This window comes from Stutzerimonas zhaodongensis, assembly GCF_003696365.1.
In the GTDB taxonomy this organism is placed as follows: Bacteria; Pseudomonadota; Gammaproteobacteria; order Pseudomonadales; family Pseudomonadaceae; genus Stutzerimonas; species Stutzerimonas zhaodongensis.
In genome coordinates this window covers 186,112-210,884 of record NZ_RFFM01000003.1, presented here as the reverse complement: position 1 = coordinate 210,884, position 24,773 = coordinate 186,112, and the positions used below count along the sequence as shown (strand labels likewise).

General features: G+C 58.4%; 22 protein-coding genes. 10 read left to right on the top strand and 12 right to left on the bottom strand.

All coding sequences use genetic code 11. The annotated features are described in order from the left end of the window. Nucleotides 1-123 precede the first annotated feature (123 nt). Both EA797_RS15145 and EA797_RS15140 read left to right on the top strand, forming a co-directional pair. Nucleotides 124-1,257 (top strand): aminotransferase class V-fold PLP-dependent enzyme, encoded by a 1,134-nt coding sequence (locus EA797_RS15145; RefSeq protein ID WP_122166655.1) that lies wholly within the window; start codon nt 124-126, stop codon nt 1,255-1,257. Nucleotides 1,258-1,514: 257 nt separating this feature from the next. Further along, the gene (locus EA797_RS15140) at nt 1,515-1,733 is read left to right on the top strand and encodes a hypothetical protein (RefSeq protein WP_208644458.1); all 219 of its coding nucleotides are present in this window, start codon (nt 1,515-1,517) and stop codon (nt 1,731-1,733) included. 98 nt (nt 1,734-1,831) lie between these two features. Here the strand turns inward: EA797_RS15140 and EA797_RS15135 are convergent, their stop codons facing one another. Then, nucleotides 1,832-3,508, bottom strand: coding sequence for a putative bifunctional diguanylate cyclase/phosphodiesterase (locus EA797_RS15135; protein ID WP_122166653.1), 1,677 nt, complete (start codon nt 3,506-3,508; stop codon nt 1,832-1,834). A gap of 313 nt (nt 3,509-3,821) precedes the next feature. Here EA797_RS15135 and EA797_RS15130 point away from each other — a divergent pair, with 313 nt between their 5' ends. After that, a complete protein-coding gene (locus EA797_RS15130) occupies nt 3,822-4,346 on the top strand; it encodes a YqaA family protein (protein WP_208644457.1) in 525 nt (174 codons plus the stop codon). Between the two features lie 46 nt (nt 4,347-4,392). On the opposite strand, the gene EA797_RS15125 is transcribed toward EA797_RS15130, so the two are convergent. Beyond that, on the bottom strand, nt 4,393-5,415 hold the full coding sequence (locus tag EA797_RS15125) for an apurinic/apyrimidinic endonuclease family protein (protein WP_122166649.1): 1,023 nt from the start codon (nt 5,413-5,415) through the stop codon (nt 4,393-4,395). Between the two features lie 326 nt (nt 5,416-5,741). Here EA797_RS15125 and EA797_RS15120 point away from each other — a divergent pair, with 326 nt between their 5' ends. Together EA797_RS15120 and EA797_RS15115 are read left to right on the top strand one after the other, a co-directional pair. Next, nucleotides 5,742-7,763 carry a DEAD/DEAH box helicase gene (locus EA797_RS15120; protein WP_122166647.1) on the top strand — a complete coding sequence of 674 codons (2,022 nt, stop codon included), beginning with the start codon at nt 5,742-5,744 and terminating at the stop codon, nt 7,761-7,763. Nucleotides 7,764-7,838: 75 nt separating this feature from the next. Next, on the top strand, nt 7,839-8,459 hold the full coding sequence (locus tag EA797_RS15115; RefSeq protein WP_122166645.1) for a glutathione S-transferase family protein: 621 nt from the start codon (nt 7,839-7,841) through the stop codon (nt 8,457-8,459). On the opposite strand, the gene EA797_RS15110 is transcribed toward EA797_RS15115, so the two are convergent. The 6 genes from EA797_RS15110 to EA797_RS15085 form a co-directional block, all read right to left on the bottom strand. Then, nucleotides 8,452-9,255 (bottom strand): SIR2 family NAD-dependent protein deacylase, encoded by an 804-nt coding sequence (locus tag EA797_RS15110; RefSeq protein WP_122166644.1) that lies wholly within the window; start codon nt 9,253-9,255, stop codon nt 8,452-8,454. The two genes, EA797_RS15115 and EA797_RS15110, sit on opposite strands and share 8 nt — an antisense overlap. 196 nt (nt 9,256-9,451) lie before the next feature. Next, the gene (locus EA797_RS15105; RefSeq protein WP_122166642.1) at nt 9,452-10,963 is read right to left on the bottom strand and encodes a methyl-accepting chemotaxis protein; all 1,512 of its coding nucleotides are present in this window, start codon (nt 10,961-10,963) and stop codon (nt 9,452-9,454) included. Between the two features lie 286 nt (nt 10,964-11,249). Continuing rightward, nucleotides 11,250-12,677, bottom strand: a complete 1,428-nt coding sequence (gene phrB, locus EA797_RS15100) for a deoxyribodipyrimidine photo-lyase (RefSeq protein WP_122166640.1) — start codon at nt 12,675-12,677, stop codon at nt 11,250-11,252. After that, entirely contained in the window at nt 12,674-13,615 is a 942-nt protein-coding gene (locus tag EA797_RS15095) for a MerR family transcriptional regulator (protein ID WP_122166638.1), read from the bottom strand. Before EA797_RS15095 ends, phrB begins: the two co-directional genes overlap by 4 nt. 2 nt (nt 13,616-13,617) lie before the next feature. Continuing rightward, entirely contained in the window at nt 13,618-14,580 is a 963-nt protein-coding gene (locus tag EA797_RS15090) for a YbgA family protein (protein WP_122166636.1), read from the bottom strand. Between the two features lie 134 nt (nt 14,581-14,714). Continuing rightward, a complete protein-coding gene (locus EA797_RS15085) occupies nt 14,715-14,930 on the bottom strand; it encodes a TIGR02450 family Trp-rich protein (RefSeq protein ID WP_122166634.1) in 216 nt (71 codons plus the stop codon). A gap of 185 nt (nt 14,931-15,115) precedes the next feature. Between EA797_RS15085 and EA797_RS15080 the strand changes: the two genes are divergently transcribed. Both EA797_RS15080 and hemH read left to right on the top strand, forming a co-directional pair. Then, nucleotides 15,116-16,015, top strand: a complete 900-nt coding sequence (locus tag EA797_RS15080; RefSeq protein WP_122166632.1) for a TIGR01777 family oxidoreductase — start codon at nt 15,116-15,118, stop codon at nt 16,013-16,015. A 72-nt stretch (nt 16,016-16,087) separates the two neighbouring features. Next, a complete protein-coding gene (gene hemH, locus EA797_RS15075) occupies nt 16,088-17,113 on the top strand; it encodes a ferrochelatase (protein ID WP_122166630.1) in 1,026 nt (341 codons plus the stop codon). Nucleotides 17,114-17,238: 125 nt separating this feature from the next. On the opposite strand, the gene EA797_RS15070 is transcribed toward hemH, so the two are convergent. The 4 genes from EA797_RS15070 to EA797_RS15055 all read right to left on the bottom strand — a co-directional run bounded on the left by EA797_RS15070 (nt 17,239) and on the right by EA797_RS15055 (nt 19,493). After that, the gene (locus EA797_RS15070; protein ID WP_122166629.1) at nt 17,239-17,685 is read right to left on the bottom strand and encodes a PAS domain-containing protein; all 447 of its coding nucleotides are present in this window, start codon (nt 17,683-17,685) and stop codon (nt 17,239-17,241) included. Nucleotides 17,686-17,923: 238 nt separating this feature from the next. Continuing rightward, nucleotides 17,924-18,295 (bottom strand): dihydroneopterin triphosphate 2'-epimerase, encoded by a 372-nt coding sequence (gene folX, locus EA797_RS15065; RefSeq protein ID WP_122166627.1) that lies wholly within the window; start codon nt 18,293-18,295, stop codon nt 17,924-17,926. After that, entirely contained in the window at nt 18,295-18,852 is a 558-nt protein-coding gene (gene folE, locus EA797_RS15060) for a GTP cyclohydrolase I FolE (RefSeq protein ID WP_122166626.1), read from the bottom strand. Before folE ends, folX begins: the two co-directional genes overlap by 1 nt. Before the next feature lie 239 nt (nt 18,853-19,091). After that, a complete protein-coding gene (locus EA797_RS15055; protein ID WP_122166624.1) occupies nt 19,092-19,493 on the bottom strand; it encodes a thiol-disulfide oxidoreductase DCC family protein in 402 nt (133 codons plus the stop codon). Between the two features lie 93 nt (nt 19,494-19,586). Between EA797_RS15055 and EA797_RS15050 the strand changes: the two genes are divergently transcribed. From EA797_RS15050 to EA797_RS15040, 3 genes are all read left to right on the top strand, one after another. Beyond that, nucleotides 19,587-20,546 (top strand): MerR family transcriptional regulator, encoded by a 960-nt coding sequence (locus tag EA797_RS15050; RefSeq protein ID WP_122166622.1) that lies wholly within the window; start codon nt 19,587-19,589, stop codon nt 20,544-20,546. 101 nt (nt 20,547-20,647) lie between these two features. Then, nucleotides 20,648-23,173 (top strand): pyrroloquinoline quinone biosynthesis protein PqqF, encoded by a 2,526-nt coding sequence (gene pqqF, locus EA797_RS15045; protein WP_122166620.1) that lies wholly within the window; start codon nt 20,648-20,650, stop codon nt 23,171-23,173. 287 nt (nt 23,174-23,460) lie between these two features. Further along, complete coding sequence (locus EA797_RS15040; RefSeq protein ID WP_122166619.1) at nt 23,461-24,648, top strand: porin; 1,188 nt, start codon at nt 23,461-23,463, stop codon at nt 24,646-24,648. The last annotated feature ends 125 nt before the right edge of the window (nt 24,649-24,773 follow it).

Here is a 24,773-nt window from a genome sequence, read left to right as displayed (position 1 = left end):
CTCGTGATTGATGCTCACTTCTGTGCACCAAACGTTCGATCTTGGCTACAAATAGCTTGCGCTTGTAAAGCGCACAGGCTTCGTGCAGGGTCGATCCAGACCTCTCATTGCGGAGTGATTCCCATGTCAGAGCTATACCCAGACGTCGATCCTGATGGGTTGATCGAATATTCGGTCGTGTACACCGACCGCTCGCTAAACCACATGTCCCATTCTTTCCAGGGCGTGATGAACGACATTTCCGTCCTGCTCAAATCGGTCTACAACGCTCACTCTGTTGTCGTGGTGCCGGGTAGCGGCACATTCGGAATGGAGGCCGTAGCACGCCAACTCGGCCATGACCAAAAGTGCCTGGTGATTCGCAACGGCTGGTTCAGCTATCGCTGGACGCAGATTTTCGAGATGGGGCAGATACCAGCCGAGTCCACAGTGCTCAAAGCGCAATCAACAGGGCCGGGTGCACAATCTGCGTTCGTGCCGCCTTCTGTAGATGAGGTGGTCGCGACCATTGCCGCACAAAAGCCGGATCTCGTGTTTGCCCCCCATGTAGAAACCTCTTCTGGAATGGTCCTGCCGGACGATTACCTGAAAGCGGTAGGGGACGCCGTACATGCGGTGGGTGGCCTCTTCGTCCTGGACTGTATCGCTTCTGGCGCGCTCTGGGTCGATATGCAGGCTTGCGGCGTAGATGTACTGATCAGTGCTCCGCAAAAAGGTTGGAGTGCGTCACCTTGCTGTGCGCTGGTCATGCTAAGCGAGGCCGCCGAGCGCCAGGTGGAGGCCACGCAAAGCAGCAGCTTTGCCTGTGATCTCAAGAAGTGGCTGCAAATTATGCGAGCGTATGAGCAGGGCGGGCATGCCTATCACGCGACCATGCCAAGCGATTCGCTGGCCCGCTTCCGTGACATCATGTTTGAGACTCAGGGGTACGGATTCGAAAAGCTCAGGGCTCAGCAACTGGAGCTGGGGCGTGAGGTACGAGCGCTTCTTGCTGAGCGTGGCTTTCGAAGCGTTGCCGCGGAAGGCTTCCAGGCCCCCGGGGTCGTGGTCTGCTACACAGATGACCCGGGTATAAAGAACGGCAGCAAGTTCGCCGCGCATGGCTTACAGATAGCGGCTGGTGTGCCTCTTCAATGCGACGAGCCAGCAGATTTCCAGACGTTTCGCATCGGGCTGTTCGGTCTCGAAAAACTGAAAAACGCAGATAGGACGGTCGAGATACTGCGCCGTGCACTCGATGAAATCAGAGGTTCGTAGAGCACAAAGACGGTAAATGCCATACGACCGATGACCGTTCATCGCAATATTCAGTGGTGAATTTGGGCGCTCCCAGGCTTGCATTCAAGGGCAATCAACAAGCGCACCCCTTGCCAATGCTGTTTTACACGCCGACGAAGCGTCCGAAACCTGCGAGATAGACACATTGCTGAAACAAAAATGTGTTTGCACCATTTGCCAGGAGGGCTACTCTCAAATTGTACAAAGCTTATTACAACAAGAAAGAGGGGCTAACTATGATCAACAACCAGAACACTCAGGTCGTTGCACTCGAGTTGTGGCGCTTTTGCGCTCACTGCGTTGCTGCCATCGTCGTTGTAGGAGCGGTACTGATTGGGTTCCTTGGATCATGGGAGCTGGGCCTCAAGGTTGGCGTGCTGCCTTTGCTCGCGCTGATCGCAGCTGACATATTGGCCAGACGTCGGGAGCAGCACATCGAACTAAGGAATTCCTGACCCACTGCCGTCCTGCGCTGACGGGTGGAGGTTAGCGCAGGATATCCACCACACTTCACCATTGGCTGTTTCCGAAGCCGCAGTTAACTATTCATAAATCAGCGATTCATCAATTCGTATCGCGCTGCCCAATCGGTCACCTGCTCAGCTGGCATAGGCGCAGCAATACCGTAGCCCTGCGCCAGATAACAGCCCATCCCCAGCAACATGCTTTCTTGCAGATCCGTCTCGACGCCCTCGGCTATCACCTCTCGTTCGAATGTTCGCGAAAGATTGATAATCGCTTCGGACAGCGCCAGATCGTCCTTATCGTGAAGAATGTCCCGCACGAAGGATTTGTCGATCTTGATGGTTTGCGCCGGCAGGCGTTTCAAATAGCTGAGTGAAGAGAAGCCTGTGCCGAAATCATCGAGAGAAAAGGTTACGCCCATCTTCTGGCAATCGATTAGACATTGACTGACATGCTCGAGGTTGTCGATCGCCGTGGACTCGACGATCTCGATGTCGAGCATGCGCGGTTCAACATCGGGATGCTTGGCCAGCAGGGCCTGCAAACGATCAACGAAGTCCGGAAGCTGAAAATGTCGGGCTGCGATGTTCACGCTGACGGGCCAGATACGACCCTCGGCTGTCCATAATCGTATTTGCTCCAACGTCTGCTCAATGACCCAATCACCGATATCGATAATGAGGTCGGTTCGTTCCACGGCGGGCAGAAATGCATCGGGTGGTAGCAATCCCCATTCCGGATGTTCCCACCGCAGCAATGCTTCGAAGCCGATCACGGTACCGTTGCGCAGGTTAACCTTCGGTTGGTAATGCAGACGCAGCTCATCCTGACCCAGCGCTTGTTTTAATCGCTCGATGGTCTTGAAGGTCGCTCGTGTTTTTTTGCTGATCGAAACATCGAAGTAGCGAAATCGATTGCGGCCGCTCTGCTTGGCCTCATACATCGCCTGATCGGCGTGGCGCAGCAGTGTGTCCGGGCCTTCGTTGTCCTTTGGGTAGATGGTCACCCCTAGCGAGCCCGCTACTTTGAGCAGATGCCCGTCGATATGGAATGGCACTGCAATGACGTCCAGCACGCGCTTCAGCGCAGCGGGAAGCAATTCTTCATCGACCTGGTCGAGCAGCAGTACGAACTCGTCTCCCCCGAGCCTGGCCAACATGTCTTCGGCTCGCAGCTCGCGAGTGAGTCGATTGGCGACTTCAACGAGCAGCAGATCGCCAATCGCATGGCCATAGCGGTCGTTCACCGCTTTGAAGCCATCGAGATCGAGGATGCATACGGCAAGGGAGTGCTCGTGACGCTGTGCCGCGGAAATGGCCTGGTGGAGACGATCGTGCAGATAGACGCGGTTGGGCAGGGTGGTGAGCACATCATGGGACGCCCGCCACTGCATAGCCTCCAGCAGCTCCTGTTTTTCGGTGACGTCGAACCGGATGGAGATGAATTTCTCGACGTGCTGCCCCTTGTCATCCTTGATCGGCACGATTGTGCTGTTTACCCAGTACAGCGATCCATCCTTGCGCCGGTTGCATATCTCACCTTTCCATATCTCGCCATTGGATATGGTCCCCCAGAGTTCGCGGAAGAACTCCGGGGGATGCTGACCGGAGTTAAGCAGGCGGTGATTGGCGCCGATCAGCTCTTCCTTTGTATAACCGGAAATGGCGCAAAACTGATCGTTGATGTGGGTGATGGTCCCGCGGAGATCCGTTTCAGAGTAGATCGCCGCGGCGTCTACAGCAGTCCGGTATTTGTCGTCGGTCATTGGCTAAACCACGCGTAGCGACTACTGGTTTATGGGTGCTTGAATCGATCGCTGCACCTTCGGATTAATACTGACTCAGCAAAGGGGGAAAAGTGCAGCGTTGTGGTCGGGTATATACACACACCATGTAATAAATTCGCTATGCGGTAATTTTGCTGAAACGTTTGGGAACGGGTTTGGGGCCGGCTACTCCCATGAACAGGCGTGACAGCGCGCCATAACCTGCCCAGTTTGGATCCGGTCATTCATGTCACAAGTCCGTCTCACGTCTGCACGCGCCTGGTTAGATCGCCTGGACAAATCCCGCCACGCAATGACCTTGCTGTTTTTCGCTTCCATGATGGAAACCTTGCTCGTCCCGATACCGATCGAGGTGATCCTCATACCGTGGATGCTGTGTCATCCCCATCGTAAGTGGCGCATCGCGGCCGTTGCCCTGGCGGGCAACCTTACCGCAGCGACGTTTGGTTATTACCTCGGCGTTTTCGCGATGGACCAATGGGGCGATACATTGGTCGGTTTCTTCGGTGGGCAAGAAGCGTACGAAGCCTTTGATCAACAGTTCAGCGAAGAGGGGTTCACGGCAATCCTGGCGATCGGGATCATTCCCATTCCGTTTCAAATCGCCATGCTCGTAGCGGGGGCCAGCGGATATCCGATTGCATTGTTTCTAGTTGCCGCCTGCATTGCGCGTGGCATTCGCTACTTTGGACTTGCGCTGCTGATACAGCTTGCGGGAAAGGCGGCAATGGATCTGTGGAACCGGCACGCCAAGCCTATCGGTATCGCCGGCATTGTGTTGTTTGCTGGCTGGGTATGGTTGAAGTGGTTCAGTTAGGCCTGGGCAGCGGCTATCTAAGGCGACTTCTCCCAGAGGAAGCCGTCTACTCGTGCACAGCTAGATAGTCGCGGTAGTAGTCCAAGGTGGCCAGATTCTTGTCCTTGGCTTCGAACATGATGTCGAACCGGTCAAGAAACTCGCGGGCGTAGAGATTGGTCCAGCGATTCCACATGCGTTTGCTGTGACTATAGAGGTCGCGCTTGCTGACTTTTTCGAGCAGCGCCGGCATTTCCAGTTTGTCTTTGGCCTGAAACCCAAGCTCCATCAAGCTTTCCGGTGGCTGCGAGTAGTGCATGGCTGGCCGCACACCGTGCCAGCTGTCGATGATCCGTGCCACCCGCGAGTCATACGGGTCAATGTAATCGTCCTCGTTTATCCAGCAATGGTGGATATCCAACACCACGGGAGCAAGGTCGGCGAGCTGCAGGCAGTCATCGACGCCGTAGGTCTTTTCCTCGTTCTCGAACGTTATGCAGTTGCGTGCCTCTTTGGACAACCGGGGCCAGATTGTACGGATGCCATCTACGCCTAGCCGGCCGGCGATATGCACGTTGCATTTGAAGTCCTGAAACTGGCGTCCATAACCCATCATGCGAATCATGTCCGCGTGGTACTCGAATTCGGCCAGGCTGTTCTCGACGACTTGAGGCTTATCCGACGCTAGCACGCAGTACTGGCCGGGGTGCAGCGAGAGTCGAATGTTCGACGCCCTGGCGCGCTCACCGATTCGTCCGAAACCGCGGTCCATGACGTCGCGCACTTCTGGCTGGCGATAGAAGTCGGCGGCCTCCGGATGGCTGTAGAACGGCATCAGATCACTGCTCAGGCGTAGCATACGCAGCGGCTCTGGCAGGGTTGCGACATAGTAGAGTAGCCTCAGTTGCGCAGCGAGGTTGTGCTCGATGATGCCGTTGAGTTTTTCCCGAGCCACTTCCTGGGACACGCTGTTGAGCCAGCGCAGCGTGGTCGAGCGGGGGTTGAAAGCACGCTCGATGGTTTCAAGTTCCTTCAATGACCCGCTGTGGCCCGGATGGCGGTACATGCAGGCAAAACCGATTCTGTACATAACTACCTGTGCTGATAGCGCCAAGGCTCGGCGCGAAAATGACTGTTCTGATTAGTGTGCGCGCGCTACGCGCGGTGCAATGCATCTGACGAATGCCACCAGAAAATCGCGCAAACCACGCGTGGGGATCGACAAGAAGCAGTGGCAGCGTTGATCGTGGCGCCTGGTGGCTGCAGCGCAACTGGGCAACCTGACCCTCGTTGCGGTTCGATGCAGCGCTGACGTCAAACCGGCTCATTCTGTCGGGGCACCGAGCTAGAGCGCCTGCGGGTTGCAGAAAACCCTTAACATATCGATCACCTGTTGATGCTCTGGTTGGTCTTTCGATGTTGTCTGCTGTCAAACGCTACAAACTCCTGTTGTCCGGAGCGCTGGCGCGTTGCTTCCCCCGTACGTCTGCTTATGTGCAGTCGGAGGAGGATCTGGTACTGCGCCGCTGGCCCAGCGCTGCCGACGGCAAAGGTGCCACGGCCAAGAAAAACGCCAAGCAAGTCGTGAAGCGGCCGGGCAAACAGCCGGGTCGCGTATCGGCCAAGAAAACCGGCCGGGCACCGAAGCAGCAGACCAGTGAATCAGAGAAGACTGCGAAGCCAAAGTCCAGAAGTAGGCAGGCCAGCGACGGAATTTACGGCCCGGCAAAAATGCCGGTCGAGGACTCACAAGTCCAGGCGATGCGCCTGCGCGTTGGTCGCGCGGTGGAGGCTGGCGTGATCGCTGCACCATCGGAGGAACAATGGAAGATGATCCTCAACGACAGCCCGGTTACACGTATCTTTGCCGGTGCTGGCTCAGGCAAGTCCACGACACTGGTGCTGCGTGTGGTGTTCATGCTCTGTCACATGGACATTGCGCCAGAGCGGTTGACGGTCATTTCCTTCACCAACGCATCGTGCGCGCAGTTACGTGATCAGCTGGTGCGTGTGCTTTCCTTCTGGAACTTCGATTTCGACCCCGCGAGTGCGAAGCACTGTGTACGCACCTTCCACTCGGCGATGGCCGTGCTTGCCAAGGAGGTGTTGGGTAAGCCGGTCTGGTTCGAGCAACTGGACGAAAAGGGCGCCTTGGCTACCGAGCTGGACAATCCGTTGATGGGGTCGCGGTTGCGGCCTGCACAGCAGCGCCTGCTGAAACAGGCTTATGAAGAATGCTACGCCCAAGTGGAGGCGTTCCGAGGCTTGGTGCATGAGTTGCTGCAATTGCCACAACCAGAACAGGTCAGCGGTAAACAGGTTCTCAAAGCGCCTCTGGACGCCTTCAAAGTGGCCGGCGAGTTCACCCCGATGCCGCTGTTCGAAGCCTTTTACGCTCAGGCCGGATTCATCGAGAGCATCGGCATTCGCATCGATCAGATGCAGCCGGCGCGGATGGACTGCGCGCCTCGTGAGCGAGCGTTCGTGGAGGCATTGATCCTGTTCTGGAAGCACTTCCAGGCGCTGCTCGCCAGCCGCGGACTGACTACATTCAACAGCGCATTCCAGACGCTGACGCAACGATTGGCAACAGCAGACCTCAGCGTGAGAAGTGATGTGTTGGCGCCATTCAGCCATTTGCTGATCGACGAGTTCCAGGACGTTTCCCCCCAGATCGTTCAATGGCTGCAGGCGTCGCACAGAGCGCTGGCGCGTCAGGGCGAAGGGGTAAGCCTGATGGCCATTGGTGACGACTGGCAATCCATCTATGGATGGCGCGGCAGTTCGCCGGAGCTGTTCATGGATTTCGATAAATACTTCCCAGGCCGCGGCGCATCGAAGAAGAGCCAGGTGCTGATGCTGGAAACCAACTACCGCTCGATCGAGCCGATCATCCGCGACGGTGAAGCGGTATTGAGCGGTGTCGCGTTCAAACAAGCCAAGGTCAGCAAGGCGGCGCGGCCCACGCAGCAGGGCGATCACGGGGTTAAGCTCGTAACGCGCTTCGATGTAAAGGCGCGGCTGCCGGATCTGATCAAGGCCATTCAGGCTCAGTGCGAATACGTTGCCTGCCGCCCTGACGCTGATCGCAATGCCGTACTGGTACTTAGCCGGCGTAATGAGCCGTTGCGGGCGATCGAGGCGCAGCTCGATAAAAAGCTCCCGGTAAAAACCTACACGATTCATCGCGCCAAAGGCCTGCAGGCCGAAGTCGCAATCATCGTCGACGATTGTCTGCCAGCCGAGCGCCACCCGCTTCGCAACGCGCTTTACGCCTACAGCGGCTTCTTTCGTAACAGCTATGACCAGGCCATGGCTGATGAGAACCTGCGTCTGGCCTATGTGGCTATCACCCGCGGCGTCAGCCGGGTGGTCTGGTACACGCAGAAGCCCCAAGGGGCGACACGCTTATTGGCCGACAGGGGCAAAGCGGGCTAGATCTTCGTGACTGGCAAATGGCAATGCTTTACCGCTAGCGTTGGAACTTCCTAACCCGACAGCTGGAGCAATCGCATGTTGAAACTCTGGGGACGCAACAACTCGACCAACGTGAAGAAGCCGCTCTGGTGCCTTGAAGAGCTGAAAGTGCCTTACACACGGATCGATGCTGGAGGTGCGTTCGGCATCGTAGGTGAGCCGGAATTCGTCGCGAAAAACCCCAACAAGCTCGTCCCATGTCTGGAGGATGGCGAGCTTGTTCTCTGGGAATCCAACGCTATCGTGCGATATCTCGCTGCTCGCTATGGCGAGGGTTCGCTTTGGAACACCGACCCCGCCCAGCGCGCGGAAGCTGATAAATGGATGGACTGGGCCACATCCACCCTGGCTGCACCGTTCCGACCGGTGTTCTGGAACATGGTGCGTACAGCACCGGAGCAGCGTGACATGGCTGCGGTGCAAACGGGGCTGGCGGAATGCAGCAAGCTGCTGACCATCGTGGACCAGACGCTGGCAACGCAGCCTTATCTATCAGGCGATTCGCTTGGCATGGGTGACATCCCGCTGGGCTGTTTTGCCTATGCCTGGTTCGAAATGCCCATTGAGCGGCCGGACCTCCCTCACCTGCGTGATTGGTATGACAGGTTGCGGCAGCGTCCTGCGTACCAGGCAGCTGTGCTTACGCCGCTCACCTGAGTAGAAAGGGGACTGATGGAGGGTACGACACTCCGTCAGCTGTCCCGAACGCTTGCTCGATCAGCCTCGGCAGTAGCTCCCCGGCGAGGCCTGGAAGTGCATATTCACGTTCCTGCTGGCAGGGATGTGATTGCGGGTTTACATGTACGACGATTGCACCGGCGCGCCAGGCCAGTGCTGGAACCTCGGCAGCGGGATAGACCATTCCCGAGGTGCCCACCGAAATCAACAGATCGCAGTTCTCCGCCGCTTCGAAGGCCGCACTTAGATCGGCGGTGGGCAGGCTTTCGCCGAACCACACGACGCCAGGCCGTAGCGGGCCGCCGCAAACCGTGCAGCGTGGTGGTGGCAGGCGACGTCCACCTTCCGGTTCTTCTGGCGCGCTCAAGGGAATGTCGGGGGATCTACCGCAATCGAAGCAACGGGGTGCATGCAGGCTGCCGTGCAGGTGGATAACTGCCTGGTTGCCAGCGCGCTCATGCAGGTCGTCAACATTCTGGGTCACCAGCGTCAGGCGAGGAATATTCCGCTCCAGCGCGGCAATGGCGCGATGGCCGGGATTCGGATGTGCCTGCAGTACCTTCATTCTGCGCCATTCGTACCAGCCCCAAACCAGCTCTGGGTCGGCGGCAAAGGCTTCTGGCGTGGCTAATGAAGTAGCGTCGAAGCGCTCCCACAGGCCTGTCAAAGAATCGCGGAAAGTTGGAATGCCGCTTTCGGCCGATACGCCGGCACCGGTGAACACCACTACATGTTGCGCTTTACGCAATGCTTCGATGAGGGTCGTGGAGAACATGGTCGGGGCTCCTGTCTGACCGTTTGCACGGCCCTAGGGGCTCCAACCAATAGCATCGATCCGCGCGAATGCCAATGCGACACCACCAGGCTCCGCTGGAATATGGAAGTTGAGGGGCGCTGCCGTGCGATTCCGGCAGCGCGCATTCGCGATCGGTGGTCGCAGTGCGCAGAAATCGGCAGCCGCAACCGCTCGTCTATCGATCGGCCGCCTGGCCTACGGCAAATCGCCCGCTGAGCGAGCCAAGGCGGGTGGCCAGAGTGCTCAGATTATTGCTGTCCTGATCCAGTTCATTGGCATCCACAGCGTTCTGCTCGGCGATTTCCTGCACGCTGTGCAGGTGACTGGAGATATCGGCAGAGACAGCGGTCTGCTCGTGAGTAGCCGCGGCAATCAGCTCGTTCATATGGCTGATGGCTTCGATTTCCTGCGCCATTGATTCGAGCAAAACAGTGGTTTGCTGACTGTCATTGACGCAGCGCGCCACACTCTGGCGGCTGTCTTGCATGGATTCTGCAGCTTTGCGGCTACTGTTCTGCAGCCGGCTGATGATTTCCTGAATTTCACGGGTAGAGGATGCTGTCTTCTGGGCGAGGTTGCGCACCTCGTCCGCTACAACCGCGAAGCCACGCCCCTGGTCGCCAGCTCGAGCTGCTTCGATCGCTGCGTTCAAAGCCAGGAGGTTGGTTTGTTCTGCAATGCTACGAATCACCTCCAGCACACGGCCAATGTGTTCGGACTGAACGGCGAGGTCCTGAACCACCTCATCGGTGCCATCGATGCGCTTTGCAAGCAAGCCAATCTCGCTCTGGCTATTCGCGACTGCTGCACGCCCTTGCTCAGCCTTGGTATTTGCCGCGTGGGCCGCCTGAGCTGCGCGGTCCGCATTACTGGCGACTTCCTCGATAGCCGAAGACATCTGTTGCATCGCGTCGACCATCTGTGCGGTCTCTGCCAACTGTCTATCCGCCCCGTCGCGTAGATGGCGGGTAGCCTTGTTCAGACTTCCAGCGGTTCTGTCGAGCCCACGTGTGTCGCTGACTACGGCGCTGACAAGCTCAGATAGCTGATCGAGGAACTGATTGAAGCGGTTTCCAACCGGACCGTTGGCAGAGCAGCGTTGGAGCAGGTCGATCTGCGTCGGATCGACAGTGATCGCCGCAGCCGTGGTCAGCAAGGCCTCACCTTCGCGCGCTTCGAGGTTCGCTTTGATAGCCAGATAGATCAGGATGGCGCTTTCCAGAACAACGTAGAAGGCGTGCAGAAAGACTTCGTTCCAGTTGCCATCGGGCATCAGAAACACCCCGGCGCCTTGTTGCTGCAGTATGAAGAAGGTCACGTGGTGGACAGCAATCGTGGCAGCAGCTACCACGATGGGCAGCCAGTCACGGTAGTACACGAGAAAGGCAAGCAGCGCGAAGATGCCGAAGTGCATTTCGAGCATCCCGTGTTCCTGGTTGATGTGTAGCGCAGACATCACCATGAACGCGGCGCCGATGAGGCAGCGCATAAGGCGTTCGCCAGCTATCAATGCATGGAGCACAGTCATCGCCAGTGCAGTGCCTCCACCGATGACAAAGGCCTGCCCCCAGGTGCCGCTGTCGGCGGCAAGGCCGAACGAGCAGACCACCAGGAACCACAAGACGCCGAGCATGATCCGATCGGCTTTGCGGTAATGGTCCTGCAACGTAAAGGTCTGTTCGTTCATAGCACTGCTCTCTAAGGGCGCTCGGATGCGCATCTCTGTATCGGCTGTTGGATGTATGCGGCGCACACCGTCTGTCGGCATGTGGCGTCATGATCGAAACCGCGGCGGCCGGTAGCTCTGAAGGCCGTGATGCGCACGTCGCAGATTCATGTACGTCGCGGATCAAGGCATTCGGCCTGAGGTGTGCCGATAGCGCTGGGTACGGTCCATAGCTACGGCGGGGGCCGAGATTTTGGAGGTCAAACCAGGCGAATCACCAAGAGCGCTGCCAGGGCAGTGCTTTCATTCATGGTGCTTCACCAAGTTGACGGAAGGCAGACAGCGCCCGTTCGCGGCTCTGTGCCAGATCGATGATGGGTGGCGGATAGTCAACGGTAGTGAACAGCCCGTTCAGCTTTGCTGGATTGTGGATGGCGCGCTTGTCGAGGGTTGCCAACTCGGGCAGCCAGTGTTGCAAGAACCGGCCGTCCGGATCGAACTTGGCGGACTGACTAACCGGATTGAACAATCGGAAATAGGGCACTGAGTCGGTCCCGGTCGAAGCGCTCCATTGCCATCCGCCGTTGTTGGCTGAAAGATCGCCGTCGATAAGGTGCTGCATGAACCAGCGTTCGCCTTCACGCCAGTCGATCAGCAAATTCTTGCTGAGAAACATCGCAACCAGCATGCGCAGTCGGTTGTGCATCCACCCTGTGGTAAGCAACTGACGCATTGCAGCGTCGATGATCGGAAATCCGGTGCGGCCTTGTTGCCATGCCTCCAGCTCGTCGGGCGCATGGCGCCAGGGGAGCGCGTCGGTCTCGCGGCGAAAAGCACGCCCCATCGACACCCGTGGATAGCCCACCAGGATGTGCTTGTAGAACTCCCGCCAAAGCAGTTCGTTGATCCAGGTGACGGCGCCGGGATTACCGCTGTCGAGCTCTCCATGATTGGCCCTCAAGGCTGCATGGAGGCACTGCCGAGGGGAAATCACGCCAGCGGCAAGGTAGGCCGAAATCTGACTGGTGCCGGGCTCCGCGGGAAAATCGCGACGCACTTGATAGTCGGCCAGAGCATCGTCGGCGAAGACCCCCAGCCGTTTGCCTGCAACCTCTTCTCCAGCGGGCCACAGAGAACGCAGGTGCTCGGTCGGCTGGGCAAATCCATCGACACACTCCGGCACGAGGTCGCCTCGGATCAATAACGGCGCCTGACGTGGAGGAGTGGGGAGACAAGGAGGCAGCGAATGGCTCAAGCGCTGATGGCAGACTTTTCGAAACTGGCTGAATACCTTGAAGTAGCCGCCCGAAAGGGTGGTGATAGTTCCAGGCGCGAACAGCAACTGATCTAGGTAATGGCGCATGATGGTCGGCGTCTTTTCCAGCGCCTCGGCAACGGCCTCGTCACGCCGCTGCTCGTTCACACCGTATTCGTCGTTTACATGAAGCGTGTCGATCTTGTGGACGCGGCAAAGGTCCTCGATAGCAGCGGGTACTGCCTGCCAGTCGGTGACTGTACGGATCAGCAACGGTACGTTCAAATCTGCCAGGCGAGCTGACAGCTCGGTGAGATTGCGCAGCCAGAAGTCGACTTTGCATGGCGCGTCATCATGGGCCAGCCACTGCGCTGGAGTGATCAGGTAGAGCGCGATGGTTGGTCCGGCATCCATGGCAGCGGCCAGTGCAGTGTTGTCGCTGACGCGCAGGTCCGTGCGTAGCCATATGAGCTGGTTCATTCGAGATAGCCTTTGGGATTCTCTAAAAGCGGGCTCGCCTCGAGCGATTCGAGTGCTGCAAGTGGATCTATGGCAAGCGTCAGGCCGGGCATGTCTCGCAGTTCCGCCTGATGAATACTCGCAGCGGGCCCCACCAACAGCAGGGGCATTCCGTGCGGAGCGGTATGGCGCGGCAGCTGTCGGCGCAGATAGCCACTGTCCAGGGATTGGCTGGCATACAGGAGCAGGCCACTAGGGTTGATCCGATCAAGCGCCAGCGGCAGTTCACCAAGCGGGACTGACCACTCGATTACTTCCACCGGGCAGCCCGCACTGCTGGCCAGCCACGCACACAGCCACAAGCCAGGCTCGAAGCGCTGGTCACACAGCGTAACCAGGAGCAGCGGTGGGCCGCTGTGCTGCCGGTTGCTGTGATAGACGCGCGTGCCGAGCTTCGTCCTCAGCCAGGAGTTGAACATCCCACGTTCGAGTTCAGCACCGAACTGGCTTGCCCAGCGCTGCTCAAGGCTGACCAGCAATGGCAGAAGCAGATGCTTGCAGAGGGTGCGCGGCGGGTAGAGCGATAGAGCCCGGTTGAAACCTTCATCGAGCCGCCGCTCTGAAAGCTCAGCAATGGCCTGCAGCATCTGCTCATGCAGGCCGCCCCACTGATTGTGCTCAGCCAGATTCTGCGATTGACGGGCGTCCAGAAGTTGCTTGACCTGGCCGACCGCTATACCGCGGTTGAGCCAGTTGAGAATGCTTTGGATACGTTTTACGTGAGTTTCGTCGTAGAGCCGATGCCCCTTGGGTGTGCGACGAGGCACGATCAGGCCATAACGACGTTCCCAGGCGCGCAAGGTGACCGGATTGACTCCCGTCAGCCGCGCCACCTCTCGTATTGGAAACCAGCCGTCTGCAACGCTTGCATCGATATCGTCATCGTTAGTGTAGGTCATGTTCAAATGCCGTTGCGCAGGCTGAGGTCTTCAGGATGCGGCTGGAGATAGACCTGTGTGGCCACATAGCGATCCGGATGCCGGCGGAAATGATGTTTGAGCAGCGTCATTGGCACCACCAGCGGGACGATGCCCTGGCGGTACTGGCTGATCAGGTGTTGAAGCTCTTGCTTGTCCTCACTACAGATATCCTTTTTCAGATAGCCGCTCAGGTGCTGGAGGACGTTGGTGTGTGTTCCGCGCGATGCGGTTTTTTTCAACGCCGCCATCAACTGACTGAAATAGGCCGGTGCGAACTCGTCCAGAGGTTTGGTGCCAACCGTTGCGACCAACTGGCCAAGCGACTTGTACTGGATCGGGTCGGTGGCCATCAGCTGATACTTGTAGCGTGAGTGAAACTCGACTACTGCCTTGCGGGTCAAGCCGGCGCTGAGCAAACGCTGCCATTCGGCATAGGCGAAGATCCGGGTCAGGAAGTTCTCTCGCAGAACCGGGTCGTTCAGGCGTCCGTCTTCCTCGATGGGGAGATCTGGGCGCGCCTGCATGAGGGCTCGAGCGAAAAGGCCGGAGCCGCCTCCATCGATGGGGTGTCCGTTTGCCTGATAGACCTTCACCCGCTCCATGCCGCAGGACGGCGACTTCTGCATGAGGATGTAGCCACTGATGTCATGCAGCTCGGCAGCGATCTTCTCGCCATAGGCGGTGAGCGCTTCGCTGACATCCATCTCAGGGTGCACAGTACCGACTGCGCGGGGACTTTCAGGGTCACCGACCAATCGAATTGGCTCGCGTGGTGTGCCGAGACCAATAGCGACCTCGGGACATACCGGGATGAACTCGAAGTGGCTGGCAAGCGTTTCGCTGCACAGGCGTGATTCCTTGTGGCCGCCATTGAACCGCACCGGGCTGCCTAGCAGGCAGGCACTGATACCAACCTTTATGTGGGGGCGAGTGGCGTTGAGCATGGGGCGACCTCATGGGTTCTTGTACAGGGAGTATTTCCTGTACAGCATGGGTCAATATTAGGCGGTTAGTTGTACAAGTCAACAGGACGCGTATAGGAAATTCGGTCGCCGCCACATATTTTCAGCTCAGTGGGTCATTTCCAGCCTAGGAACCATTGTTGGTCGTCTCTGAGTAGCTGCCAGTCCAGCCATTCGCTACGCCGGCTATAGACCGCTTGCAGTTCGACCTGCAGCACTACGCCTTCCTCGTCACGCTGAAGCTCGGTCACAAGAAAGTGCTTTTCCTTGTTTCTAGGTTGGACCGCGGTCCATTTGGATAACAGTAATTTGTCCGGGTTGAAACGATTCATGAGAGCTCCACGCGTTTGCTAGCCTGAGTACGGGGCACACCTTCAGCTCGGCAGTACAATGTTGTACATAGGCTACGCTTCCGGTACAAACTTATACAACATGATGCTTGTGTATAGATGTACTATCAGCTTCAAGTGTTCCTGCTGATCAACGGCATGAGTTCCATCTGACTAGGGGATGCGCCATGAACATTCTGCTCACCGGAGGCACAGGGCTGATCGGACAAGCGCTCTGCAAGCGTTGGCTTGAGCAGGGGCATCGCCTCTGGGTCTGGAGCCGGTCCCCGCACGAGGTGCCAAAGCGGTGCGGATCGGCGGTCACGGGAGTGGGCGAGCTGAGTGCGCTGGACCAGATTCCGCTCGATGCAGTCGTGAACCTGGCCGGTGCCCCGATAGCTGACAGACCGTGGACCAAATCCCGACGTCTGTTGTTGTGGAATAGCCGGGTGAAACTGACCGAGCAACTGGTCACATGGCTTTCGACAAAAGAGCACAAACCCAATGTGCTGATCTCAGGCTCGGCAGTGGGCTGGTACGGCAACGGAGGGGAGCGGGAGCTGAATGAAGGCGACGCCCCGATCACCAACGATTTTGCAAGTCAGCTATGCATCGCCTGGGAAGAGAGCGCTGTGGTCGCCGAGCAGTTGGGCATCCGTGTGGCGCTAGTCAGAACCGGCCTGGTGCTGGCCCCTCACGGGGGCTTTCTCCAACGGCTCAAACCACTATTTGCGCTGGGCTTGGGCGGCCGCCAAGGCAATGGCCGCCAGTGGATGCCTTGGATCCACATCGATGATCAGATCGCCTTGATAGATTTTCTGTTGCGGCAGACCGATGTAGCGGGGCCCTACAATGCCTGCGCACCTCACCCGGAGCGCAACGCTGATTTTGCCAAGGCTTATGCGCGAAGCCTGGGGCGTCCGGCCTTTCTGCCGGTACCTGCCTTGGCTCTGAAAGTTGGGTTAGGTGAGCTTTCGGGGTTGATTCTTGGCGGGCAGAAGGCACAGCCGTCGAGGTTGCTCGCTGCGGGTTTTACCTTTCGGTTCGATACCTTGGATGCGGCATTGGCGGACCTGCGCAACGCGTAACCGCTATGTGAAAATGGCACCGCTAGCCAGCAGGTAGTGGCGCGATTCTTTAATCAGTAGTCAGGAATGTGCATGTCAGAACAGGCGTTGTTGTTGGTCAATCTGGGCTCACCGGCCTCTACGGAAGTGGCTGATGTGCGCCGCTACCTCAATCAGTTTCTGATGGATCCCTATGTGATCGACCTGCCGTGGCCTGTACGCCGGCTACTGGTCTCACTGATTCTGATCAAGCGCCCTGAACAATCTGCTCACGCCTATGCTTCCATCTGGTGGCCGGAGGGATCTCCCCTCGTGGTGCTGAGCCAGCGCCTGATCGATGCCGTACGCCCGTATTGGAAGGATGGTCCTGTTGAGCTGGCGATGCGCTATGGCGAGCAGTCCATCGAGCGTTCGTTACTGAAGCTGGCAGGGCAGGGTATCGGAAAGGTGACCTTCGCCCCGTTGTACCCGCAGTTCGCCGACAGCACGACGACCACCGCCGTCGAAGAGGCGCGGCGCGTGATACGCGAGCATGGCCTCAATATCCAGCTCTCTATCCTGCAACCGTTTTATGACCAGCCGGAGTATCTGGACGCACTCGTCGCCAGCGCCAAGCCCTACCTGGCGCAACCCCATGATCATCTGCTGTTGAGCTTTCATGGATTGCCAGAGCGGCATTTGCACAAGACAGATCCGACCGGCGCGCACTGCCTGAAGACTACCGACTGCTGCCAGCGCGCAGAAGGTCCCGTGCTCGCCAGCTGCTACCGTGCCCAATGTATTCAGAGTGCGGCTGCCTTCGCCGAGCGTGCCGGTCTGCGAGCGGATCAGTGGTCCGTGTCATTCCAGTCACGGCTTGGGCGAGCCAAGTGGATCGAGCCCTATACCGAAGCGCATCTCGAAGAGCTGGCCGCCAAGGGCGTGAAGAAACTGTTGGTGATGTGCCCTGCATTTGTCGCGGACTGCATCGAGACACTGGAGGAAATCGGTGACCGTGGCCGCGAGCAATTCGTTGAAGCTGGCGGCGAAGACCTGCAATTGATTCCCTGCCTGAACACCCATGAACAATGGGTGCAGGCGCTGGTCGATCTGTGCCGTAGAGCTCCTTTGGCGCTGTAAGAAAAAAGACCGCATGCAGCAGGCACGATCCTGCTGCGCATGGCTGGGCAAGGCACTGTTATCAACGAGATATCGGCAGCAGAACGCCTGAATGTGCAGGCATGCCGACGGTGTCGGCGGTAGGTTTAGCCCTTCAACGCAGTTAGCTGTTCTCGCAGCTGCTGTACTTCTGCTTCCAGCTCACGAACACGCTGTTTGGCTTCGACTTCAGGCGTGACGTCTTTCTGAATGCCGATGTAATAGGTGAGTTGGTCGCCCTCATTGAATACCGGCGTGATGGACAGTTCATTCCAGAACGCACTGCCATCCTTACGATAATTGCGGATGATCTGGCGGCAAGGGGTGTTGGATCGGACCGCTTCACGAATCGCATCCAGACCAGGCTGGTCACGGTCGTCAGCCTGGAGGAAGCGGCAATCCTGATAAAGGATGTCGTCGACTTCATAGCCGGTCAGGCGCTGAAAAGCGGGGTTGGCGTAGATGAGGATGTTGTCGTCGCCTTCCTGCTCGGCTACCACGATTCCGTCGTTGGAGGCTTCGATTACCAGTTGCAGCAGCTTGGCATTGATCATCTAGGTGTCTCTTGTTCGTTTTGCGGCATTCTAGAACAAGTTCATCAGGGGCAGCACAAGGCTTTTGTAGCGAGGATCTTCTGCCCTGCAGCCTCAGCTTCAGCGAAAGACGTCGGGCGAAGCAACCACACCGCTGATGTGACAGCGGTGCGATTACAGCTGCAGGTCATGCCGAAAAGACTCATTCAGCCCAGTCGCTGACGGCGCAACAACAGTGCTGGATTGAACTGCCGTGTTCTCAACGGCTGCCTGCGAGGGTGATGGAAACCGATTCGGCAAACCTCAATGCATGAGGCTTATCCACTTCAACCTCGGCATATTCGACACTTGGCCGACCCAGCACCAGATCGAGGATTTCCTGCGTCAGACGCTCCAGCAGGCTGAATCTATTGTTCTCGACGTGTGCAATCACCGCTTTGGTGATGGTCCTGTAGTTCAACGCGGTATCTATATCGTTGTCCCGAACCGCATCGACCGCCTTGTAGAGGACCGTGAGGTTTATCAGAACGTCCTGCTTGTTGAGGATCTCGTCCTCGTTGATTCCGATGTAAGTGCGCAGTCGCAGGTCCTTGACGCGTATGCGCGCCATGCCGGGCTCCAATCTGGGCATCAACGATTTCCCCCTATCAGCTGCAGAAATTCCATGCGTGTGGTGCAGGACTCGCGGAACGCACCCAGCATTACTGAAGTGTTCATCAGTGAGTTCTGTTTCTCCACCCCGCGCATCATCATGCACATGTGCTTCGCCTCGATGACGACTGCAACGCCCGCTGCCTGTGTGACTTCCTGAATGGCTTCGGCAATCTGGCGGGTCAGGTTTTCCTGGATCTGCAGGCGGCGCGCATACATGTCGACAATGCGCGCAACCTTCGACAGGCCAAGCACCTTGCCGGTCGGTATGTAGGCAACGTGGGCCTTGCCGATGAAAGGAAGCATGTGATGCTCGCAAAGCGAATACAGCTCGATGTCACGGACGATGACCATTTCGTCGTTGTCGGACGCGAACAGCGCACCGTTCACAACTTCCTCAATGCTCTTGTCATAGCCGTTGCACAGATACTGCATGGCCTTGGCAGCGCGTTTCGGAGTGTCGAGCAGGCCTTCTCGCTGCGGGTCTTCGCCGACGCCCAGCAGAATCTCGCGGAAATGGTTGGGTAGATCATTCATCGGGCGGTCCTTTGACAGCGGTCACTAGCCAGGCGGTAGAAATGAATAGTCGCGGCAGCCCTGCCAACGCGCTATCCACCAGTGATGGCAAAGCTATACCAACCGGAATTGTTGTACAAGAAAATTAGAGAATATTGTGTTCGCCTTGGGGCTGATTGAGCCATTTCAGGTCAAGCACGAGCGCGTCAAGCCGGCGAAAAGCTTGCGTCACAGTAGCTGTACAGTTTTTGCACTTTGGCTCAAGGGTCCAGATCGCAATGTTCGCCGCAGCGCTTGGAACCTTCAGGATGCGGCAGCCAGTCGAGGTGTGGTCGGGCCAGGCTGAATACCCAATAGGCCGCCAGAAGAAACGGGCGCAGTGAACGCCAGCCTAGGGGCGCTGCCCATCGACCCCGTCCTGCTGCTCGCCAGCTCCAGTAGGTTGCGTCGATGCCGGTCAGCCACTGGCCATCTGCGCTGCGGGCGTGCAATTTCTGTCTGAGTTGATCGGCTGATCGGCCATCGCAGACGAAGCCGGGCGTACTTACATCCGTGAGCACCAATCGGTCTGCAGTGGCATGCCGCCGCAGCCAGATGATTTCCCGCGCGCACAGCGGGCAGGCTCCGTCGACGTAGAGCGTAAGCGGCAGCTTCGGATGCATCTCACAGCCCTCGATTTGTATAGCTCTTGTATAGCCTATGCTTGAAGACCCTGAGTTACAATGCCGCCTTCCTTTGCATGAGCTGCCTGCGTCATGACCGAATCCGCCCGTGCTGCTGCCACGCTGCTTTCCTCCGAACACCTCAAGCGTGAGGAGCTGTTCCCCATTAGAGAGGTGTCGCGCCTGACCGGCGTCAACCCGGTCACCTTGCGTGCGTGGGAGCGGCGGTACGGGTTGATTCAGCCGACGCGGACTGAAAGCGGTCATCGGCTGTACTCCATGGCCGATGTGGAGTCAGTGCGCAGCATTCTGGCGTGGACCGAGCGCGGTGTTGCTGTGAGCAAGGTCGGCAGCATTCTATCGCGCAGCGCGGCGACCAAGGCTTCGGCACCAATCGAGCAGCAGGAAGCGGTCGCGGGCGAGTGGGGGGAGTGGCAAGCGCAGGTCCAGCGTGCGGTCAGCAATTTCGACGAAAATCGCCTCGACCAGGTTTACGGCCAGATTTTCTCGACCTATCCGCTTCCAGTAGTCTTCCAGGACGTGCTGCTACCCCTCTGGCAGCAGCTGCTGCTGAGCCAGGACGACTTTGGTCAGACCAGTGAATGGTTGTTCCTCGACAGCTTCCTGCGCGCTCGTGTGCTGCAGCGTCTGCAACTTGGGCGCTCTCAGGCGGAGGGTCGCGTGCTGTTGGCAGCGGTGCCTGGGCAGTGTAGGGAGCTTGAGCTGATGATCGCAGGGTTGCTGCTCTCCAGCGAGCAGGTGCCTGTGAACGTGCTATCGATCGGTCAGCCCCTGGATGAGCTGACGCTGGTCTGCGAGAAGGTCCGGCCGCGGGCGCTGGTGCTGTATTCGAACGTCCCGCCCAATGCATCGCTGCTCAAACAACTCGGCAAGCTGGCCATGAGCCTCGACTGCCCCTTGGCCATGGCGGGTGAAGCCGCTGAGTTTTCGCAGGAAGGATTGCGCGGCTCACCCATCGCCTGTCTGGGCAACGCTGGCAAGCTGATGCAGCGTCGCCTCCTGCAGTTCCTGGACGGTCATCTGGATACCTAACGAATGGCCGTTGCCGCGCGGAGTCGGTGCAGAATCTGAAGAACGAGAGCGATAACCCGCCCGGCGCGATGCTCCAGGCCCATAGACGGAACGCACATACAATGCCCACGTCAGCCGATCCCGCTCAGCGCCCAGCTCAGCTAGCCCTCGCCAATGGGCTGCGGGTGCGACTGTTGCCGCAACGGGCCAGTTCTCAGGCAGCGGCGTTGCTTCGCGTCCATGCAGGTTCGCATGATGCGCCCACAGACTATCCAGGCCTTGCCCACTTTCTTGAACACCTGCTGTTTCTAGGCAGTCGCGACTATCCCGCAGCCGATGGCCTGATGCCCTTCGTGCAAGGCCATGGGGGCCAGCTGAACGCCTCAACGCGGGAGCGGCATACCGATTTCTTCTTTCAGATACCGGCCCGCCATTTCGAGCATGCTCTGCTTCGTCTGCTGGACATGCTCGCCCATCCGCTACTCGACCCTGACGCCCAACTTCGCGAGCGCGAAGTGTTGCACGCGGAGTTCCACGCACGTGCGCAGGATGCGGAAACGCTATGTGATGCAGCGTTGGGCCGAGCTATGGCGCCGGCGCATCCTTTCAGCGGTTTTCATGCTGGCAACCGCGAGACCTTGCCGGTCGAGGATCACGCATTTCAGCAGGCCCTGTTTGGCTACCATCGCCGCTTCTATCAGGCCGGGCAGATCGAGCTATTGCTGGCTGGACCTCAAACCCCGGAAATTTTATTGCAGCTTGCCGAGCTGGCAGCCGCAAAGCTGCCAGCCGGCAGGGTTGCTTCACCGCAGGCGCCGGCATTGTGCAAGACAAAGGATGGATGGCTTCGATTGCAGCTCGATAGTGTCCAGCCACGTTTGTTGATTGCGTTCGTGTTCGATGGCGTGCGCGAACAATCACCAGCTGCTTTGGACTATCTGGGTGTATGGGTTGAATCGCAAGCGCCAGGCGGGCTCGCACAGCAATTGCGTGAGGCTGGCTTGTGTCGGTCGGTCAAGCTACGCGTCCCTTACTGGTATGAAGACCAGGGCGTCGCGGTAATCGAAATGCTGCCGATGGAAAAAGGGAATGACGAGCGCGCGACCCTGGTCGATGCGGTTCTCGACTGGCTGCGCTTCTTCTCCGAAGGTGCGCACTGGCCGTCGTGCTGGGAGGACTACCGGCTGATCCGCCGCCGCAATCTGCAGGTTGCCGAGCCGTTGGCTCAGCTTCGGTATTGGGTGGAGCCCTGGGCATGGGGCGCTGACAGCGATGAGGCTGGGATACGTCAGGCGCTGGCAGCAATCACCAGGCAAGTCACTGATTACGCGCCACTGGTACTGACCGCCGATGCCACGGTTTGCCCAATCATCGATACCGAGGGTTTTCCACTACGCATGGCGTTCGAGGCAGCGCTCCAGCCGAATCGAATCGATTGGGAATGGCAGCAACCGGCGCGAAACCCTTGGCTATCTGGCGAGGTAGCGCGGCATGAAGCCCGTGGGCTCCCGACCGCGCTGAGCTGGAGCGGGCCGCAGGACAAAGGCGGGCAGGGCGCACTGTTCCTGCGATGGCAGTTCACTGGTGGCCTGCCTTCATCCAGTCTTTGGCACGCGCTCGCGCACGTTATTCGGCCAAGCATCTGGGCGGCGCACCAAGCGGGAGTAGCGCTGCAATTCGACGATGTCGGTGACGCATGGCTGCTTCGCCTGGAAGGTTTTGCCGAAGCCATACCAACTATTCTCGGGGACATCATTGCGCTTTTTGCTGCACCGCCGGCAACGGCCTTTATCGAGGACAGTCGGCATGCGGATAACGATACGCTGCGGGGCGACACGATGTTGCTTCGACAATTGCTCGATCGCCTGCCAAGAATGCTCGGGCCTGCCGTCACTACCCTGAACTCTCCAGTGCAGGCGGACAGCGCCGAGCTGACGAAAACTTGGCAATGCGCAATATGGCAGGGTTTGGCGGTGGGCTTCGCGGAGGACATGAGCGGGCCAATCGCCCATGCGCTGGAGGCCTTGCCAGGCAGATCCGTATTGGCGAACAGCGCCGTTACCAATACGCCACACAAGCGCTGGCTTTCAGTTGGCAATCAGGCGCCTCGGGATGACACAGCCCTGCTGCTTTTTTGCCCGCTGCCAGCAATCACGCCCGAATGCGAAGCTGCCTGGCGGGTGCTGGCTAAGCAACTCGAAGGTGCCTTCTATCGCCGGCTGCGCAGTGAGTTGCAGTTGGGCTATGCGGTTTTCAGTCGTTTCAGTCAGTTCGGCAGCCGTACGGGCATCGTATTTGGGGTGCAATCGCCTACGGCATCGGCTGCACAGATCCTCGAACATATCGAGGCATTCCTGTCTTCATTTCGCGAGAAACTGGCGGAAGACACGGCAGCATTCTCCGAACAACTCGCGCGCGAGGCGGCAAACACGCACGTTGCTGACGAGATGGACCTGCGCGCCCGAGCCAGTCAAGCCTGGCAAAGCCTCATGTCGGGCCACGAAATCGATCATCCACAACAGGTCGCCGCTGCCATGCGCGCTTTGAAGCCGCATGATCTAACGGCCGCGTCGGAGGCACTGCGCCGTGGCACGGGTGGCTGGGTCGTGCTGAGTAACGCGGCCGCACCGAACATGAGCTGGACCTGATCCATCCGAACACTTCGCTACTCGAAAAGGTAATCAGGTAAACAGCTGCCAGCCTTCGTGCATCCGGCGCTCAGGCTTCCCGGTTGCTGTGTCTGCCCCCTAAGCGCAACGGTGTAAGACCTAAGCGCTACGCCGCTCGGAACGGTGGCAGCAGCCTTGCTGAGTGGTCCAGGCGCCACGGCCAAAGTAGTAGCCGGTCGCCGCTATCGCAGCGTATAGGCCATTTATTGCGCTTCCGATAATCCGCCTCGACACGACTGCCCGTCGTCTTATCAGCGGAGAGCGCCATGCAGAACAACAAGAAAACACTCATCACGTCATTGCCTTTGGCCTTGGCGAGCGCAATTGCCATGAGCGTGAGCCAGTCGGCGGTTGCCGAGATCATGCTCTACGACAGGGACGACACCACGTTCTCGGTCGACGGGTACTTCAATACCTTCTATGTCAGCAGCGACGTCGACCGAGCCGGAGAACAATTCGACCGCGATCAATCACGGGTGAAGATGGGCTTCTTGCCGAACTACATCGGCTTCAACTTTGGCAAACAGCTAGAGCAGGTGAAGGTCGGCGGTCGCTCCTCCTTCTGGGTCACGATCAACGATAGCGACACCAATGGCACCGAGACAGGCATCGATGTACGCCAGTTCTACGGCACGGCGTCCAGTGACCGCTGGGGTGAGGTCCTGTTCGGCAAGGATTTCGGCTTGTTCGGCCGGTCCAACATCTTCCTCGACGAGATGCTCGCAGGCTACGGTCAGGTCAGCGATACCCTGGGGCTTGTCGACTTTGGCGGCGTATCCTTCGGCAACATCGGGACCGGCTATCCATACCCTTTCCCGACCTCGCAGATCACCTATCGCTCGCCTGTCATGAATGGCCTGCGCGTAGCCGCAGGCATCATGGACCCGGTCGACACCACGGACGACGCCAGCAGTGCGCTGGATGAGGCCTATCAGGACAGCCCACGCTTCGAAACCGAGGTCACCTACCAGTTCGATCTCTCGGGGGCGCAGATCTACTCATGGGTCAATGGGATGCAGCAGACCTCCAAGAACACCGATAGCACGGTTGAAGAGATCGACTCCAAGGGCATCGGTTACGGCGTTCAGGCCAAGGTGGGCGCATTTTCCGTGACCGCGTCGGGCTTCAAGGCCGAAGGCATAAATCCGTTCTACACAAACAACGCAGGTAAGGCGCAGCTGCGGGACGTCGATAGCGATGGCTACCTGCTGCAGGGCTCGTACACCTTTGGCAAGAATCGCATCGCACTGTCCGCAGGCAAGACCAAGGACGACGGCAACGGCCTGGGTACAGCTGCTGACTACGAAACCCGCGGTATTGCTTACTTCCGCACCATCAACGACAACCTGAAACTGGTAGCGGAGGTGAACCGGTTCGAGCTGACTGGTCGTGATACCGACGCCATCGATGAAGACACCCGCACCTATGCCATAGGCGCGGCGCTGAGCTTCTAGTACAGATCATGAAACACTGAAACGGACGCCCTGATGCGTCCGTTTTTCATTTCCGGGATGCATGCGGTGTTTCGTCGCTTTGCGACCTTGGCAGGCCGCTGCCGGTACTGAAGTAGCATTTCAGT

Excerpts from the sequence above, each read along its gene's own strand:
- EA797_RS15145 (WP_122166655.1), top strand. The coding sequence starts at position 124 with ATGTCAGAGCTATACCCAGACGTCGATCCTGATGGGTTGATCGAATAT.
- EA797_RS15140 (WP_208644458.1), top strand. The coding sequence starts at position 1,515 with ATGATCAACAACCAGAACACTCAGGTCGTTGCACTCGAGTTGTGGCGC.
- EA797_RS15135 (WP_122166653.1), bottom strand. The coding sequence starts at position 3,508 with ATGACCGACGACAAATACCGGACTGCTGTAGACGCCGCGGCGATCTAC.
- EA797_RS15130 (WP_208644457.1), top strand. The coding sequence starts at position 3,822 with ATGACCTTGCTGTTTTTCGCTTCCATGATGGAAACCTTGCTCGTCCCG.
- EA797_RS15125 (WP_122166649.1), bottom strand. The coding sequence starts at position 5,415 with ATGTACAGAATCGGTTTTGCCTGCATGTACCGCCATCCGGGCCACAGC.
- EA797_RS15120 (WP_122166647.1), top strand. The coding sequence starts at position 5,742 with ATGTTGTCTGCTGTCAAACGCTACAAACTCCTGTTGTCCGGAGCGCTG.
- EA797_RS15115 (WP_122166645.1), top strand. The coding sequence starts at position 7,839 with ATGTTGAAACTCTGGGGACGCAACAACTCGACCAACGTGAAGAAGCCG.
- EA797_RS15110 (WP_122166644.1), bottom strand. The coding sequence starts at position 9,255 with ATGTTCTCCACGACCCTCATCGAAGCATTGCGTAAAGCGCAACATGTA.
- EA797_RS15105 (WP_122166642.1), bottom strand. The coding sequence starts at position 10,963 with ATGAACGAACAGACCTTTACGTTGCAGGACCATTACCGCAAAGCCGAT.
- phrB (WP_122166640.1), bottom strand. The coding sequence starts at position 12,677 with ATGAACCAGCTCATATGGCTACGCACGGACCTGCGCGTCAGCGACAAC.
- EA797_RS15095 (WP_122166638.1), bottom strand. The coding sequence starts at position 13,615 with ATGACCTACACTAACGATGACGATATCGATGCAAGCGTTGCAGACGGC.
- EA797_RS15090 (WP_122166636.1), bottom strand. The coding sequence starts at position 14,580 with ATGCTCAACGCCACTCGCCCCCACATAAAGGTTGGTATCAGTGCCTGC.
- EA797_RS15085 (WP_122166634.1), bottom strand. The coding sequence starts at position 14,930 with ATGAATCGTTTCAACCCGGACAAATTACTGTTATCCAAATGGACCGCG.
- EA797_RS15080 (WP_122166632.1), top strand. The coding sequence starts at position 15,116 with ATGAACATTCTGCTCACCGGAGGCACAGGGCTGATCGGACAAGCGCTC.
- hemH (WP_122166630.1), top strand. The coding sequence starts at position 16,088 with ATGTCAGAACAGGCGTTGTTGTTGGTCAATCTGGGCTCACCGGCCTCT.
- EA797_RS15070 (WP_122166629.1), bottom strand. The coding sequence starts at position 17,685 with ATGATCAATGCCAAGCTGCTGCAACTGGTAATCGAAGCCTCCAACGAC.
- folX (WP_122166627.1), bottom strand. The coding sequence starts at position 18,295 with ATGCCCAGATTGGAGCCCGGCATGGCGCGCATACGCGTCAAGGACCTG.
- folE (WP_122166626.1), bottom strand. The coding sequence starts at position 18,852 with ATGAATGATCTACCCAACCATTTCCGCGAGATTCTGCTGGGCGTCGGC.
- EA797_RS15055 (WP_122166624.1), bottom strand. The coding sequence starts at position 19,493 with ATGCATCCGAAGCTGCCGCTTACGCTCTACGTCGACGGAGCCTGCCCG.
- EA797_RS15050 (WP_122166622.1), top strand. The coding sequence starts at position 19,587 with ATGACCGAATCCGCCCGTGCTGCTGCCACGCTGCTTTCCTCCGAACAC.
- pqqF (WP_122166620.1), top strand. The coding sequence starts at position 20,648 with ATGCCCACGTCAGCCGATCCCGCTCAGCGCCCAGCTCAGCTAGCCCTC.
- EA797_RS15040 (WP_122166619.1), top strand. The coding sequence starts at position 23,461 with ATGCAGAACAACAAGAAAACACTCATCACGTCATTGCCTTTGGCCTTG.